We start from the raw sequence: 15,198 nt of genomic DNA, 5'->3' as shown, positions 1-15,198 counted from the left end.
CCGCGCGCGCGGACCGGTCGATATAATCGGCTCCTCATCGTGGATTCATCGCCGCGAACGTTTCCCGCACGCAACATGAGGACGGCACCATGGATACATCGGCCGCGCGCAGCAACATTCTCGCGCGCATTCGCAGCGCGCAGGGCAGAAAAGGCGCGCCGACGGACGCCGAACGCGCCGCCGCCGACGACTACGTGCAGCGGCATCCCGCCGGTCCGCGTCCGCCGCTTCCCGCTACCCGAGACGAACTGATCGCGCGTTTTACTCTGGAGGCCGAACGGCTCGCGACGACCGTCGCCGAAGTCGGCACGCTCGACGAAGCACCGGCCGAAGCGGCGCGCTATCTCCACGCGCTCGATCTTTCCTGCGATGCCGTCGCGTGGCCCGCGCTTGGCGGTTTGCCCTGGTCGCAAGCGGGCATCGCGGCGTCGCTGCGCAAGCCGGCGGACGCGGACCTCGTCGGCATCACCGGATGCTTCTGCGCGACCGCCGAGACCGGCTCGCTCGTGTTGCTTTCGGGAGCCGACACGCCCGCCTCCGGCGCGTTGCTGCCGCAGACGCATATCGCCATCGTCCCGGCATCGCGGATCGTCGCATCGCACGAAGATGCGTTCGCGCTGATCCGCGCGGAGCGGGGCGAACTGCCGCGCGCCGTCAACTTCGTGTCGGGACCGTCGCGCACGGGCGATATCGAGCAGACCATCGTGCTTGGCGCGCATGGGCCGTATCGCGTGCATGTGATCGTCGTGCGGGGAGCGTGAGCGGCATGCGGCGTTTCGTTTTCGGCTTGCTGTCGCCGTTGCTCGCGATGTCCGGCGCATCGGCGGCCACGCTCGATGGCGCGTCGCTGTCGGCGGCGTGGGGCATTCCGTTCACCGGCATTCTGCTTTCGATCGCGGTATTTCCGCTCGTCGCGCACCGGTTCTGGCATCACCATTTCGGCAAGATCGCGGCCGCGTGGGCGCTTCTGCTGCTCGTGCCGTTCGCGTTCGCATTCGGCGCCGGCGCGGCGTTCGGCTTGCTCGTCCACGCGATGCTCGAGGAGTACGCGCCGTTCATCATCCTGCTCGCGTCGCTTTATACGGTGGCGGGCGGCATCTGCGTGCGCGGCAATCTGCACGGCTCGGCGCGCGTCAACACGGCGCTGCTCGCGCTCGGCACCGCGCTCGCGAGCGTCATGGGAACGACGGGTGCGGCCATGCTGCTCATCCGTCCGCTTCTGCGCGCGAACGACAATCGCAAGCACGTGGTGCACGTCGTCGTGTTCTTCATCTTTCTGGTGGCGAACGCGGGAGGCTCACTGTCGCCGCTCGGCGATCCGCCGCTCTTTCTCGGATTTCTCAACGGTGTCGGCTTCTTCTGGACGACGCTGCATCTCGTTCTGCCGATGCTCTTCATCTGCGGCATTTTGCTCGCGCTCTTCTATGCGCTGGATAGCTATTACTGGCGCACGAAGGAGGACACGCGATCCGGCTTTCTCGATCCGACGCCCGATACGCGCGGCTTCAGCATCGACGGCAAGGTCAACTTCGTGCTGCTCGCGGCGGTCGTCGCGCTCGTGCTGATGAGCGGCGTGTGGAAGCCGGGCGTCGCTTTCAGCGTGTTCGGCGCGCACGTCGCGCTGCAGAACATCGTGCGTGATGCGGCGCTGGCCGCCGTGCTGGTTGCATCGCTCATGCTGACGCCTCGAAGTGCGCGCGCAGGCAACGCGTTCGACTGGGCGCCGATCCAGGAAGTCGCCAAGCTGTTCGCCGCCATTTTCGTGACGATCGCCCCGGTCATCACCATCCTGCGCGCGGGCGAGGCGGGTGCGCTCGCGAGCATCGCGCACGCGGTATCGGATGCGAACGGCAAGCCCATCGACCTCGCGTACTTCTGGGCGACCGGCCTCTTGTCCTCGTTTCTCGACAACGCGCCGACGTATCTCGTGTTTTTCAATCTCGCCGGCGGCGACGCGCAGACGCTGATGACCTCCGGCGCCACGACGCTCGCCGCAATATCGGCGGGTGCGGTCTTCATGGGCGCGAACACGTATATCGGCAATGCGCCGAATTTCATGGTGAAGGCGATCGCGGAATCGCGCGGCATCCGCATGCCGGGTTTCTTCGGCTATATGGGCTGGTCGTGCGTTGTCCTGTTGCCGCTCTTTGCTGTTTCCGGCTGGCTATTTTTCTAGGAGCAATCGATGAAGAAGGTACTTGTCGCACGTCCCACCTTTCCCGATGTGATCGAGCGCCTGAAGCAGTATTTCGAAGTCGATCTGAACCCGGGCGACGTGCTTGCGCAAGACGAGTTCGCGCGGCGTCTTGCCGACAAGGACGGCGCGTTCACGGCCGGCGAGATGGTTGGCGAGAAGGAACTGGCGGGCGCGCCGGACCTGAAAGTGGTCGCCAACATGGCGGTCGGCTACAACAATTTCGACATGCAGGCGTTCGACGCGCACAAGGTGCTCGGCACCAACACGCCGAACGTGCTGAACGAAACCACGGCCGACTTCGGCTGGGCGCTGATGATGGCGGCGGCTCGCCGCATCACCGAGTCCGAGCACTTTCTGCGCGCGGGCAAGTGGCAGAAGTGGTCGTTCGATTCCTTCCTCGGCGCGGACGTCTACGGCTCGACGCTCGGCGTGATCGGCATGGGCCGCATCGGGCAGGCGCTCGCGCGGCGCGCAAGCGGCTTCAACATGCGCGTGATCTATCACAACCGCTCGCGCGTCGCGCCGGAGATCGAGGCCGAACTGAACGCCGAGTATGCGTCGAAGGAAGACCTGCTGAAGCGCGCGGATAATGTCGTGCTCGTCGTGCCGTATTCGAAGGAAAGCCATCACACGATAGGCGCGGCCGAACTCGCGCTGATGAAGCCGTCGGCGACGCTGACGAACATCGCGCGTGGCGGCATCGTCGATGATGCCGCGCTGATCGAAGCCCTGCGTGAAAAGCGCATCGCGGCGGCGGGCATCGACGTGTTCGAAGGCGAGCCGAATCTGCATCCCGGATTCCTCGCGCTGGAAAACGTCGTGCTGACGCCGCATATCGCGAGCGCGACCGAATCGACGCGCCGCGCGATGGCCAATCTCGCCGCCGACAACCTGATCGCCGCATTGGGCGAAGGGCCGCGCGCCGGCAATCCGCCGAATCCGATCAACCCTGGTGTGCTCGCGAAATGATCGAAGTGCTGTATGGCGCGGTCGCCGTCCTGGCGGTGGCGCTGGTCATCGTGCTGTTCGCGCTGCTATCGATGATGCGGCGCGGATCGAACGTCGATATCGAAGAGGAGTTCGCCGCGCTCACCGATCGCGTCAACGACATGGGCGAAGCGCACACGCGCGCGCAGGAGCGGCTCGAACGCGGCTTGCGCGGCGACATCGCGGAGAGCGCGCGCGTATCGCGGATGGAATCGCAGGGCGGCTTCGCGCAGTTCCATCAGACGCTGGCGACGCAACTGGCGAGCACGTCGAGCGTGCAGAACGCGCAGTTCGACGCGCTCGCGCAGCAACTTGCCCAGCAGAGCCAGCAGGCGCGCGAGGATCAGGGTAACGCGCTCAAACGCTTCGCCGATTCGATGACGCTGCATCTCGCGCAAATGTCCGAGACGAACGATCGCCGGCTCGCCGAAGTTCGCGCGACGCTCGAATCGCGTCTCAAGGACATCGAAGCGAACAACGCCGCGAAGCTCGACGAAATGCGCCGCACCGTCGACGAAAAGCTGCACGCGACGCTTGAGCAGCGGCTCGGCGAATCGTTCAGGCTGGTATCGGAGCGGCTGGAGCAGGTGCATCGCGGACTTGGCGAGATGCAATCGCTGGCAGCGGGCGTCGGCGACCTCAAGAAGGTGCTCACCAACGTCAAGACGCGCGGCATCTGGGGTGAAGTGCAACTCGAATCGTTGCTTGAGCAGTTGCTGACGCCCGACCAGTACGCGAAGAACGTCGCGACGATTCCGAACAGCACCGAGCGCGTCGAGTTCGCGATCAAGCTGCCGGGCCGGCACGACGCGCCCGGTGTAGCGGGTTCATCGGGCGATGTCGCCACGCCCGTGTGGCTGCCGATCGACGCGAAATTTCCGCGGGAGGACTACGAGCGCCTGATCGATGCACAGGAGCGCGCGGACCCGGTTGCGGTGGAAGAGGCGTCGCGTGCGCTGGAAGGGCGCTTGCGCGCCGAGGCGAAAGTCATCGCGCAGAAGTACGTCGCGCCGCCGCATACGACCGACTTCGCCTTGCTCTTCCTGCCGACCGAGGGTCTGTACGCGGAAGTGCTGCGTCGCCCGGGGCTGAGCGACTTTCTACAGCGCGAGCATCGCGTGACGATCGCCGGTCCGACGACGCTGACCGCGTTGCTCAACAGTCTGCAAATGGGCTTCAGGACGCTTGCCATCGAGAAGCGTTCGAGCGAGGTGTGGCAAGTGCTCGGCGCGGTCAAGACGGAATTCGGCAAGTTCGGCGACGTGCTGGCGAAAACGAAGGCCCAGCTGGAAACCGTCACGCGGTCGATCGAGGCGGCGCAGACGCGCACGCGTCAGATGGGCAAGCGCCTGCGCGACGTCGAAGCGTTGCCGCACGAACAGGCGGCGGGGCTGCTTGGGGATGCGTCGTCGCCCGAAAGCGACGACGAAGTGTGAGCGGCGTTCAGTCCGCTGCGTTGGCGAGGCGATTCAGTGAATCGCCCGTCACGCGCACGACGCGCCAGTCGGGCAGCACGGTCGCGCCCATCTTCTCGTAGAAGTCGATCGCGTTCTGATTCCAGTCGAGCACCGACCACTCGAATCGTCCGCACTGCCGTTCGACCGCGAGGGCGGCAAGCTTCTTCAGCAGCTTCGTGCCGAGGCCGCTGCCGCGCAGCGCGGGGCGCACGTACAGGTCTTCCAGATAGAGGCCGCGCTTCGCGAGGAAGGTAGAGAAATTGTGGAAGAAAAGCGCATAGCCGACGACTTCGCCGGCCTGTTCCGCAACGAGCGCTTCCGCTGCGGGCCGGGCGCCGAAGAGCGCGTCGTGCAGGCTGCTTTCGGTCGCGACGAACAGATGCGTGAGCTTCTCGAATTCGGCCAGTTCGTACATCAGCGCGAAGACCGCGCCGACATCGGCGGGCGTGGCCGCGCGGATCGACGCGGCGCTCACGCTTCCTCCGGCGCGTCGGACAACACGATCTCGATGCCGCCGAAGCGCGACGCCACCCAGTTGTACGCGTGGCACGCGATCCACAGCAGGATGAAGCCGAGAATGGCGTTCAGCAGCAGGGCGCTCGTGACCGTGCTGAATTCGACGGAGCCGTATCGCACGAACGCGACCACCACGCCGAGCAGCACGATCGGCACGCTGAACGTGAGGTACACGAGGATCAGCGCCTTCGCGGTCTGCCCCGGCGCGATGAAAGAAATCTGCTTTTTCATGAAAGGAAAGCCCCGTCTGTCGATGATTGGGAGTGAGTGCCGCGGCGGCGTGTGCCAGTCTTGTCCGCCGTCAGATGAGTCCGTCGAAGGGAACGATGTTCACTTCGTCGCCGGCGTCGACGTCGGCGCGGTCGTGTTCGAGCACGATGAAGCAGTTTGCTTCGCTCATCGAACTGAGCACGCCCGACCCTTGCGGGCCAGTGGTGACGACGCGCCAGAGGCCGGCGTCGTCACGCGTCGCGATGCCGCGCTGAAATTCGGTGCGGCCTGAGCGCTTTTTGAGCGGCTCGTCCGAGCGCGCGCGGATGGTCGTCAGCGTTTGCTGCGTCGCGCCCGACATCGCGAGCAGCGCCTCGCGCACGATGAAGTAGAACGTCGCCATGACCGCGACCGGGTTGCCCGGCAGTCCGAAGAACAGCGCCGGCTTGCCCGCACCCGCGCGCTCGCCCGACCACAGGCGGCCGAACGCGAGGGGCCGTCCGGGGCGCATCGCGATCTTCCAGAACGCGACGTCGCCGAGCGAATTCATCAGCTCGCGCGTGAAGTCCGCATCCCCGACCGATACGCCGCCCGAACTGATGACGACATCCGCCGCTTCCGTCGCACGGCGCAGCGCGCTTTCGAGCGACGCACGATCGTCGCGGACGATGCCGAGGTCGACCGTCTCGACGCCGAGGCGGCGGAGCATCGCAAAGAGCGTGTAGCGGTTGCTGTCGTAGAGGCTGCCTGGTGTCAGCGGTTCGCCGACCGAGCGCAATTCATCGCCCGTCGAAAAAAACGCGACGACGACGCGCTTCTTCACCGCCACTTCCGCGATGCCAAGCGATGCGAGCAAGCCGAGATCCGACGCGCGCACGATGCGGCCCGCGCGCAACGCCGGTTTGCCGCGTGCGAGATCTTCTCCCGACAGCCGCCGGTTCTGGCCCGAGCGCACGGCGGCAGCGGCAAAGCGGATCGAATCGCCTTCGCGCGTGACGAGTTCCTGTTGGATGACCGTGTCGCAACCGGGCGGCATCAGCGCGCCCGTCATGATGCGCACGCATTGACCGTCAGTTGGCTGCGCGGTGAAGGGCTGCCCGGCGAACGCGACGCCCGCGACGTTCAGTTCTACGGTCTCCCGCGCGGACGCCAGCGCCGCGCCGGAGAACGCGTAACCGTCCATCGCGGAGTTGTCGAAAGCGGGAACATCGATGGGCGAAATCACGTCTTCCGCAAGCACGCGGTCCAGCGCATCGAACAGGCTGACCCGCTCCACGCGCCCGTCTTGCGCAAGCGGCAACGCCCATTGACGCACGATTTCCTGCGCTGCTTCGACGGGCAACGCGTTCGGATCGTAATGAGCGACGCAACCGGAAAGTGGCTTCAACGTGATCATGAATCGGAGAGAGGCGCGACGAACGCGGGCGAGGGACCGGTTGCGAAGATGCCGGGGCAAGCGGGACAAGCGGGCGCCGATGTCTTCGACTAGCGGCGCTCCAGCTCCGCTAGCTGGCGCAAATCATTGATATTGTAAAACGCACGGTCTTCGTCAAATGGCACTTGCACCGCCTTGTGGCGTGCGTACCACGCGCGCACTTTGCGCTCGCCGGATGCGAGCCAGGCGTCGAGTTCGTCGGCCAGGGACGCGCGCACGAGCGCGAAAACCGGATGCGCGATGCGCTCGCCCGAAGGCTCCGTCGTCGCGGCATAGGCGATGTCGACTTGCGCTTCGTCGAGTGCGCGTGCGAGCAAAAGGCCGAGCCGCTCATCGACGAAAGGCGCATCGCACGGAGCGGTCAGCACGAACTCCGTCTGCGCGGCACGCAAGCCCGCCGCGATACCCGCGAGCGGGCCGGGATAGTCGCTGAGCGTATCGGTGATCACGCGGGCATCGAACGGTGCAACCAGCCGCTCGTACGCCTCGATGTTGCGGTTGGCGCTGACGAGCATCGCGCCGGCTTGCGGCGCGAGCCTGCGCAGCGCGTGCAGCGCGAGCGGCTCATCGCGATACAACTGCATGCCCTTGTCGACGCCGCCCATGCGCGAGCCTCGTCCGCCCGCGAGCACGAGACCGGTGATATCGGAGCGGGAAGTGCCAGCACTCACGAGCGGCGCGTCCGTTCAGCCGCCGATATACGACATTTCGACGCGCGGCCCGTCTTCGCGCACCGCCGCCGAAGCGCTGCCGCGCAACTGCGAGTAGCGGTCGCCGCGCGCTTCCCAGACGCGCGCGATAGCGGTCGCGACGGTCTCGTCGCTTGCGCCGCCGCGGATAAGTCCGCGCAGATCGTGGCCGGCCGTCGCGAAGAGGCAGAGGTACAGCTTGCCTTCGGTCGACAGCCGCGCGCGCGTGCACGAGCCGCAAAACGCACGCGTCACGCTCGAAATGACGCCGATTTCGCCGCCGCCATCGCGATAACCCCAGCGCTGCGCCGTTTCAGCGGCGGTGTGTGCTTCGAGCGGCACGAGCGGAAAATGCTCCGCGATCCGCTCGACGACCTGCGCCGACGCCAGCACTTCGCTCATGTTCCAGCCGTTCGACGCGCCGACATCCATGTATTCGATGTACCGCAGAATCGCGCCGCTTCCCTTGAAGTGCCGCGCCATCGGGACGATTTCCTGATCGTTCGTGCCGCGCTTCACGACCATGTTGACCTTCACAGGCGCGAGTCCCACCGCTTGCGCGGCCGCGATGCCGTCGAGCACGTCGGCGACGGCGAAATCGGCGTCGTTCATGCGGCGAAATAGCGCATCGTCGAGCGCGTCGAGACTGACGGTGACGCGCGACAAGCCCGCATCCTTGAGCGACTGGGCCTTGCGCGCGAGCAGCGAACCGTTGGTGGTCAGCGTGATGTCGAGCGGGCGGCCTTCGGGCGTGTGCAGAAGCGCCAGGGGTTCGATCAGGAATTCAAGGTTCTTGCGCAGCAGCGGTTCGCCGCCCGTGAGCCGGATTTTCTCGACGCCATGCGCGACGAACACCCGCGCGAGCCGCTCGATTTCCTCGAACGACAGCAGCGCCGAATGCGGGAGAAACTGGTAATCCTTGTCGAATACTTCGCGCGGCATGCAGTAGACGCAGCGGAAGTTGCACCGGTCCGTCACCGATATGCGCAAGTCGCGCAAGGGGCGCGCGAGCGTGTCCGTCAGCAGCCCGGAAGGCGACGATGCATCGCCGGAGTAATCCGGAATCGCGCTGACATCGGCGAGAGGGATGATGCGTCGGGACATAAGGCGTTGGAGCTCGGTGGGAACGATGCGGAATTGTTTCATTTTAGCGGAAGCGCGCCTGCCGGGTCGGCGCCGCCCGCGACGCGCCGGCTCGGGCTTTCCACTATCGCTGCGCAATAAAAAACGCCATCGACCGAAATCGATGGCGTTTTCGTTACTGCTCACACAGCCAGCGTTGCCGGCCGCGTGATTGCGCTCAGTGCGCGTCCTTGCCAGTTTCCACTTGCTGCATCGGCGCGGAGTCGAGCGGCGGGAGCGGCTTGCGCTCGCGCGGCACGCGCGCCGGCTGCGGCTCGCTCGCGGCTGCGGCGCTTGCTTCGCGCAGCTTGTTCGCGTCCGTGCCGACCCACACGAGGCCAGCGGTTTCAAGCATCGGCTTCAGGGCGTCCGTTCCCGTCGACGTTGCCGGCGCCGCCGGCTTTTCCGTCGGCGCGGGCGTTGCAGCCGTTGCAGCCGATACCGCCGTGGCCGCCGGCGTCGGTTCGACCGCTTCGGTTTTCACCGGCTCGGCTTCGATCGCCACGGGTTCCGCGCGCTCCGTCGCTGCCGCTCCCGGTTCGGCCTTGATCGGCTCGACTGCGGTCGCCTCCGGCGTGCTGGCGATGGCCGCCGGCTTCAGCGGTTGCGACAGCTCCGCAGCTTCCGGTTCGGCTTCGGCGGCCGCCTGAGCAGGCACGGACGCTTCTGCCGTAGCAGAGGCGAACGGGTCGGCGGGCTTCGTTTCCGACACGTGCGGCGTCGGACCGAACGGGTTTTCGACTGCCACAGCGGGCGCGGGCTTCGCGAAGATGTCCACCGTCGACGCGACGGCTTGCGGCGCTTGCGCCGGTTCCGGCTTCGTCTCAGGCTTCGTTTCGACGTTTGCCTCAGCCGCAGCCTCGGCCTGTGCGGGCGGCACTTCCGCGACGACCGGCGCGGATTCCACCGGCTTCACTTCGCGGCTTTCCGTAACCGGCTTGTCGGCGGCGGCAGGACGCGGTTCGCGACGAGCGGACGCTTCCTGCGCGGCTTCTGCGTCGAACACGCCGGCTTGCGCGGACATGCTGTCGGCTGCGCCTTCGGCTTCCGCGACATCGGCGGCGTGATTCACCGTCGTGCCTTCTTCGTCACGATCGCGGCGGCCGCCACGACGGCCACGTCGACGGCGGCGGCGCTCTTCGCCATCGCGTGCGGCGGCCTGATCGGCGAACGCGTCGACGCCTTGCTCGGCATCGGCGTTGAATTGCGCTGCATCGACGATATCGGAATCAATCGGCTCCGACGGCGTCAGCGCCTCGACGGCTGCTTCGGGCTGAGGCTTGCGGCGCTCGCCGCGCTCCGGACGCTCGGCGCGCTCGGGGCGTTGCGCGCGCTCGGCTCCTTCGGTGCGCTCGGCTCGTTCCGTCCGCTCCGTGCGTTCCGTACGTTCGACGCGCTCACCGCGTTCCGCACGCTCGGGACGCTCCGCACGCTCACGGCGTTCCGGACGCTCGGCGGCTTCCGGACGCGCTGCCCGTTCGGCGTTGCGATCCTGTCCGCGTTCGCGGGTTTCACGCGGCTCGCGCGCCTCACGGGGTTCGCGGGCCTCGCGCGGTTCACGCACTTCGCGCGGTTCGCGTGCTTCGCGCGGTTCACGAGCCTCGCGTGCTTCGCGTGCTTCGCGCGGCTCACGCACTTCACGCAGCTCGCGGCCTTCGCGTCCGCTGCGCACTTCGCGGTCTTCACGACGCGCGCCTTGACGGCCAGCGCCATTGCCGCCGGTCGCGGCGCCAGCGGCGCCCGCCGCCGCGCCTTCGCGTGCGGCGCCGCCACGGCGATTGCGATTGCGGTCGCCGCCGCCCGTGCGCTCGCCACGCTCACCGCGTTCCGTGCGTTCACGTTGCGGACGCGTCGCCGGTTGAGCTTCGACGGGCGCCGGAGCCGGCTTCACTTCCGGCTGAATGCCGAAGAGATTCTTGATCCAGCCGATGAAACCGCCGCTCGCCGCAACCGGGGCCGGCGCAGGCGCGGGGGCCACGGCTTCGACAGGCGCGGGCTTCACCGGCGCGCTCGGCGCCGGCTTTTCGGGCGTGATGCCCTTGACCGCCGCTTCCTGCTTCGGCTTCACTTCCTCGCTGCGCTTGCTGTAGCCGGTTTCCGACTCGAGTTCGCTCGCCGCTGCGACGGCCATCTTCCACGACGAGCGCGGCTCGTCGAGGCGGGCATCGTCGTGACGCAGACGTTCCAGCTTGTAATGCGGCGTCTCCAGATGCTTGTTCGGGATCAGCACGACATTGACCTTGAAGCGCGACTCGATCTTGTTGATCTCCGAGCGCTTCTCGTTGAGCAGGAAGGCGGTCACTTCGACCGGCACCTGGCAGTGAATTGCCGCGGTGTTTTCCTTCATCGCTTCTTCCTGAATGATCCGCAGCACTTGCAGCGCGGACGATTCGGTATCGCGGATGTGGCCCGTTCCGTTGCAGCGCGGGCAGGTCACGTGGCTGCCTTCCGACAGCGCCGGACGCAGGCGCTGGCGCGACAGTTCCATCAGGCCGAAGCGCGAAATCTTGCCCATCTGAACGCGTGCGCGGTCGTGTTTCAGCGCGTCTTTCAGGCGCTGCTCGACTTCGCGCTGGCTCTTCGCCGACTCCATGTCGATGAAGTCGATCACGATCAGACCGCCGAGGTCGCGCAGGCGCAACTGGCGCGCGACTTCGTCGGCGGCTTCGAGATTGGTGCGCGTGGCGGTTTCTTCGATGTCCGCGCCCTTGGTCGCGCGGGCCGAGTTCACGTCGATGGCGACGAGCGCCTCGGTGTGATCGATCACGATCGCGCCGCCCGACGGCAGCGGCACCGTGCGCGAGTACGCCGTTTCGATCTGGTGCTCGATCTGGAAGCGCGAGAAGAGCGGCACGTCGTCGTGATAGCGCTTGACCTTCGAGAGGTTGTCGGGCATCACGATGTCCATGAAGGCGCGCGCCTGGTCATGGATTTCGGTCGTGTCGATGAGAATTTCGCCGATGTCCGGCTGGAAGTAATCGCGAATCGCGCGGATGACGAGGCTCGATTCGAGATAAATCAGCATCGGCTGGCCGGCGACGCCGCTCTGCGACGCGGCTTCGATCGCGCGCCACAGTTGCATCAGGTAGTTCAGGTCCCACTGGAGCTCTTCCGCCGAACGGCCGATACCCGCCGTGCGCGCGATGATGCTCATGCCTTCCGGCAAGTCGAGCTGCGCCATGGTTTCGCGCAGTTCCTGCCGCTCGTCGCCTTCGATCCGGCGCGATACGCCGCCGCCGCGCGGGTTGTTGGGCATCAGGACGAGGTAACGGCCGGCCAGCGAAATGAACGTGGTCAGCGCCGCGCCCTTGTTGCCGCGCTCTTCCTTTTCGACCTGAACGATGAGTTCCTGGCCTTCGCGCAGCGCGTCCTGGATGCGCGCGGAGCGCATGTCGACGCCATCGCGGAAATACTGGCGGGCGACTTCCTTGAACGGCAGAAAGCCGTGGCGATCCTCGCCGTAGTTGACGAAGCAGGCTTCGAGCGACGGCTCGATGCGGGTGACGACTCCCTTGTAGATGTTGCCTTTGCGCTGTTCGCGCCCGGCGGTTTCGATGTCGATATCGATGAGCTTCTGCCCATCGACGATGGCGACGCGGAGTTCTTCCTGCTGCGTCGCATTGAACAGCATGCGTTTCATTGAACGGCTCCAGAGCAGCTCTGCCGTCCCTCGTCTTGCGAATCGCCGCCGGTGAGTCGACATCGGGCGCGCGAAGCGGGAGGGCGTGCATGCCACGCTTTTTGTGTGTTGTCACAAAGCACGCTGGAGCGGAATTTCTGGCGGGAGAATTGCCGAAAGCTGGCTGCGGCGCCGGAAAGCGGCGGCGAAGCCATGGGGCACATGCGACAACAGAGGCGCCGAGGGCGATGCAGCCCGCGCGAGGATGACGGCGGCGCGGAGGTTCCGCGTCTCAAAATGGACGCGCCGAACCCGCTGCGCTCTTGATACAGAGCCTTTCTTCCTCCCGACGGCGGCCACGATGCAAAGAGCGGCCGAGGCAGTCCCGCGCAACCGGCGCGATGCTTCGTTGCCCATCTTCACCATCGCGGCCATGCCGCGCCGGCCGCCGCAGGCCAGGTGCTCCCGGCGGCGTGCCGTGTCTCGCCTCATGCGACGCTTATTTCGCCTCTCGCGCTTCGCCGGAATCAGCGCAGCAGCGGGTTGCGTCGTCAGTTGTTCGCAAACCGGCGAGCCGCGATGTGCCGTTTTCGCCCCATGCGCGATGGCAGGGCTGAATCGGGCGGGCATCCGGGTGTACGTCCGGACGCCAATCGCTTCTCGCCGATGAAATTCTTTTTGACCAGAAATCCGTTACCGTCGGCGATCGACACGACCGAACGCGCCTGTGGGCTCCGTCCCTGCCGGTGATATCGCCGTGCGTGCAACTCGTCGCTCTATTTTCCGGGCGAGCAACCGACCCTGGGCACAAGTAAAATAATGATTTATTGCTTGCACCGGAACAGTCTGAACAATCTCGATTGCGGTATTCGTCTACCGCGCCCGTTTCAGGCTGCTCGCAAATTATATTCAGAATGAATGAGTTAGGCAAAAAATCCCATAAACCGGTCGCAAGTGAGCAGGTGTCGATGATCGAAATCGACGAAAACGCCGCCGGTCAGCGCATCGATAACTTCCTTTTACGCGTCTGCAAAGGCGTCCCGAAAAGCCATATTTATCGCATTCTTCGCAGCGGCGAGGTGCGCGTGAACAAAGGCCGCATCGACGCCGCGTACCGCCTGGAACTGGGCGATCTCGTGCGCGTGCCGCCGATCCGCGTCGCCCAAGCCGACGAAGCGCCGGTGTCGTCCAATGCGCCGGCCGCCGAATTTCCGATTCTTTTCGAAGACGACCATATGATCGTCATCGACAAACCGTCGGGCGTGGCGGTGCACGGCGGCAGCGGCGTCGCGTTCGGCGTCATCGAACAATTACGGAATGCGCGGCCGCACGCGAAGTTTCTGGAACTCGTGCATCGGCTGGACCGGGAAACGTCCGGCGTGCTGATGCTCGCGAAAAAGCGCGCGGCGCTCGTCAATCTGCATGAGCAGATTCGCGAAAACCGCATGGACAAGCGTTATTACGCGCTCGGGCACGGTGACTGGCCGAGCGACTGGGGACGGCGGCGCATCGTGAAGGCGCCGCTGCACAAGTACGTCGCGGCCGACGGCGAGCGGCGCGTGCGCGTTCAGGAAAACGGATTGCCGTCGCACACGGTCTTCAACCTGATCGAGCGATGGGACGATTACGCGTGGGTCGAGGCCGAACTCAAGACCGGGCGCACGCATCAGATTCGCGTGCACATGGCGAGCATCGGGCTGCCGATCGCGGGCGACGCCAAATACGGCGACTTTCCGCTCAACAAGGAACTCGCGCGGCCGAGCGCGAATCCGTCGCTCAAGCGCATGTTTCTGCACGCGTATCGCCTGAAAATCACGCATCCGGCGACGGGTGCGCCGCTGCAATTCGAGGCGCCGCTTCCGGCGGAGTGCCGGCGCTTTATCGAACAACTCAAAAATCGAGAGACATAAATGGCGCGGCAGCAATTCGATCTGATCGTATTCGACTGGGACGGCACGCTGATGGATTCGACCGTCCACATCACGCGCAGCATTCAGGCGGCCTGCCGCGACCTGGGGCTGCCGGTGCCTGCCGATGAGTCCGCGAGCTATGTCATCGGCCTCGGGCTCAAGGACGCGCTGCAAATCTGCGCGCCGATGCTCGACCCGAAGGACTATCCGCGTCTCGCCGAGCGTTACCGCTTTCACTTCCTCACGACCGGCCAGCAAACCGAGCTGTTCAAGGGCGTGCGTGAACTGCTGCAGGAATTGCGCGACGAGGGCTATTTTCTCGCCGTCGCAACGGGCAAGAGCCGCGTCGGTCTGAACCGCGCGCTGGATCAGTCGCGGCTGACGAGCCTGTTCGACGGCACGCGCTGCGCCGACGAAACCTTCTCGAAGCCGCATCCCGCGATGCTCCACGAACTCACGCGCGAACTCGGGCAGGACTTGTCGCGCACGGTGATGATCGGCGACACGACTCACGACCTGCAGATGGCGATCAACGCGGGCGCGGCTGGCGTGGGCGTCGCGTATGGCGCGCACCCGGCGAATTCGCTCACGGCGTTGCAGCCGCGTTTTTGCGCGGATAGCGTCGCGTCGCTGGCGGGCTGGCTGCGGGAGCACGCATGACCGAGTCCCTGCAGCCTGGACATGAAGCGGTGCGCGTCTGCGCATCGGACGAACTGGCCGATGGCGGCGCGGGCGTGCGCGTGGCGGCGAGGGAAGCGAGCGGCGAGGCCGTGGTCTTCTTCGTGCGCTACGACGGCAAGCCGTACGGCTATCTCAATCGTTGCGCGCACGTGCCGATGGAACTGGACTGGAACGAGGGCCAGTTCTTCGAAAGCTCGGGCCTATACTTGATGTGCGCGACGCACGGCGCCATCTACGAGCCCGACAGCGGCAAATGCGTCGGCGGACCGTGTCGCGGCGCGCGCCTTCGGCCCGTGAGCGTGGAAGAGCGCGAAACGCCGGAAGGCCGCGCGGTCTTCTGGCTGCCCGATGACACGCTTCGCCCCGCCTGATTTC

General features: G+C 65.9%; 13 protein-coding genes. 7 read left to right on the top strand and 6 right to left on the bottom strand.

Translation table 11 applies throughout. The annotated features are described in order from the left end of the window. The first annotated feature begins 89 nt into the window (after positions 1–89). Genes BG57_RS01310 through BG57_RS01295 form a run of 4 tightly spaced genes read left to right on the top strand, consistent with a single transcriptional unit; the run spans position 90 to position 4,620 of the window. Complete coding sequence (locus BG57_RS01310; protein WP_035959619.1) at positions 90–761, top strand: LutC/YkgG family protein; 672 nt, start codon at positions 90–92, stop codon at positions 759–761. A 5-nt stretch (positions 762–766) separates the two neighbouring features. After that, the gene (locus tag BG57_RS01305) at positions 767–2,176 is read left to right on the top strand and encodes a sodium:proton antiporter (protein ID WP_035959854.1); all 1,410 of its coding nucleotides are present in this window, start codon (positions 767–769) and stop codon (positions 2,174–2,176) included. A 9-nt stretch (positions 2,177–2,185) separates the two neighbouring features. Then, a complete protein-coding gene (locus BG57_RS01300; protein ID WP_035959618.1) occupies positions 2,186–3,166 on the top strand; it encodes a 2-hydroxyacid dehydrogenase in 981 nt (326 codons plus the stop codon). Next, positions 3,163–4,620 carry a DNA recombination protein RmuC gene (locus BG57_RS01295; RefSeq protein WP_035959617.1) on the top strand — a complete coding sequence of 486 codons (1,458 nt, stop codon included), beginning with the start codon at positions 3,163–3,165 and terminating at the stop codon, positions 4,618–4,620. Before BG57_RS01300 ends, BG57_RS01295 begins: the two co-directional genes overlap by 4 nt. 7 nt (positions 4,621–4,627) lie before the next feature. On the opposite strand, the gene BG57_RS01290 is transcribed toward BG57_RS01295, so the two are convergent. The 6 genes from BG57_RS01290 to BG57_RS01265 all read right to left on the bottom strand — a co-directional run bounded on the left by BG57_RS01290 (position 4,628) and on the right by BG57_RS01265 (position 12,253). Next, positions 4,628–5,056 (bottom strand): GNAT family N-acetyltransferase, encoded by a 429-nt coding sequence (locus BG57_RS01290; RefSeq protein WP_052005571.1) that lies wholly within the window; start codon positions 5,054–5,056, stop codon positions 4,628–4,630. Between the two features lie 56 nt (positions 5,057–5,112). Beyond that, positions 5,113–5,388 carry a hypothetical protein gene (locus tag BG57_RS01285; protein WP_035959615.1) on the bottom strand — a complete coding sequence of 92 codons (276 nt, stop codon included), beginning with the start codon at positions 5,386–5,388 and terminating at the stop codon, positions 5,113–5,115. Between the two features lie 70 nt (positions 5,389–5,458). Then, a complete protein-coding gene (moeA, locus tag BG57_RS01280; RefSeq protein WP_035959613.1) occupies positions 5,459–6,763 on the bottom strand; it encodes a molybdopterin molybdotransferase MoeA in 1,305 nt (434 codons plus the stop codon). A gap of 89 nt (positions 6,764–6,852) precedes the next feature. Further along, positions 6,853–7,407, bottom strand: coding sequence for a molybdenum cofactor guanylyltransferase MobA (gene mobA / locus BG57_RS01275; RefSeq protein WP_229753903.1), 555 nt, complete (start codon positions 7,405–7,407; stop codon positions 6,853–6,855). 81 nt (positions 7,408–7,488) lie between these two features. Beyond that, on the bottom strand, positions 7,489–8,595 hold the full coding sequence (moaA, locus tag BG57_RS01270) for a GTP 3',8-cyclase MoaA (RefSeq protein WP_035959611.1): 1,107 nt from the start codon (positions 8,593–8,595) through the stop codon (positions 7,489–7,491). A 196-nt stretch (positions 8,596–8,791) separates the two neighbouring features. Next, complete coding sequence (locus tag BG57_RS01265; protein WP_035959610.1) at positions 8,792–12,253, bottom strand: Rne/Rng family ribonuclease; 3,462 nt, start codon at positions 12,251–12,253, stop codon at positions 8,792–8,794. A gap of 893 nt (positions 12,254–13,146) precedes the next feature. Here BG57_RS01265 and rluC point away from each other — a divergent pair. From rluC to BG57_RS01245, 3 genes are read left to right on the top strand one after another with little or no spacing between them, the layout of a single operon-like run. After that, complete coding sequence (gene rluC / locus BG57_RS01255) at positions 13,147–14,142, top strand: 23S rRNA pseudouridine(955/2504/2580) synthase RluC (protein ID WP_035959608.1); 996 nt, start codon at positions 13,147–13,149, stop codon at positions 14,140–14,142. Then, entirely contained in the window at positions 14,143–14,802 is a 660-nt protein-coding gene (locus tag BG57_RS01250; protein WP_035959606.1) for an HAD-IIIA family hydrolase, read from the top strand. Beyond that, entirely contained in the window at positions 14,799–15,194 is a 396-nt protein-coding gene (locus tag BG57_RS01245) for a Rieske (2Fe-2S) protein (RefSeq protein ID WP_035959605.1), read from the top strand. The genes BG57_RS01250 and BG57_RS01245 overlap by 4 nt, the downstream gene beginning before the upstream one ends. Positions 15,195–15,198 lie beyond the last annotated feature (4 nt).

Source organism: Caballeronia grimmiae, assembly GCF_000698555.1.
GTDB lineage: Bacteria > Pseudomonadota > Gammaproteobacteria > Burkholderiales > Burkholderiaceae > Caballeronia > Caballeronia grimmiae.
Note: the sequence above shows the minus strand (reverse complement) of the source record. Positions and strands in the feature narration are given on the sequence as shown.

Bases quoted from the DNA above. Each gene is read 5' to 3' on its own strand.
- BG57_RS01265 (WP_035959610.1), bottom strand. From the start codon at position 12,253: ATGAAACGCATGCTGTTCAATGCGACGCAGCAGGAAGAACTCCGCGTC.
- BG57_RS01295 (WP_035959617.1), top strand. From the start codon at position 3,163: ATGATCGAAGTGCTGTATGGCGCGGTCGCCGTCCTGGCGGTGGCGCTG.
- BG57_RS01300 (WP_035959618.1), top strand. From the start codon at position 2,186: ATGAAGAAGGTACTTGTCGCACGTCCCACCTTTCCCGATGTGATCGAG.
- BG57_RS01250 (WP_035959606.1), top strand. From the start codon at position 14,143: ATGGCGCGGCAGCAATTCGATCTGATCGTATTCGACTGGGACGGCACG.
- moaA (WP_035959611.1), bottom strand. From the start codon at position 8,595: ATGTCCCGACGCATCATCCCTCTCGCCGATGTCAGCGCGATTCCGGAT.
- mobA (WP_229753903.1), bottom strand. From the start codon at position 7,407: ATGGGCGGCGTCGACAAGGGCATGCAGTTGTATCGCGATGAGCCGCTC.
- BG57_RS01285 (WP_035959615.1), bottom strand. From the start codon at position 5,388: ATGAAAAAGCAGATTTCTTTCATCGCGCCGGGGCAGACCGCGAAGGCG.
- BG57_RS01245 (WP_035959605.1), top strand. From the start codon at position 14,799: ATGACCGAGTCCCTGCAGCCTGGACATGAAGCGGTGCGCGTCTGCGCA.
- moeA (WP_035959613.1), bottom strand. From the start codon at position 6,763: ATGATCACGTTGAAGCCACTTTCCGGTTGCGTCGCTCATTACGATCCG.
- BG57_RS01305 (WP_035959854.1), top strand. From the start codon at position 767: ATGCGGCGTTTCGTTTTCGGCTTGCTGTCGCCGTTGCTCGCGATGTCC.
- BG57_RS01290 (WP_052005571.1), bottom strand. From the start codon at position 5,056: ATGTACGAACTGGCCGAATTCGAGAAGCTCACGCATCTGTTCGTCGCG.
- rluC (WP_035959608.1), top strand. From the start codon at position 13,147: ATGAATGAGTTAGGCAAAAAATCCCATAAACCGGTCGCAAGTGAGCAG.
- BG57_RS01310 (WP_035959619.1), top strand. From the start codon at position 90: ATGGATACATCGGCCGCGCGCAGCAACATTCTCGCGCGCATTCGCAGC.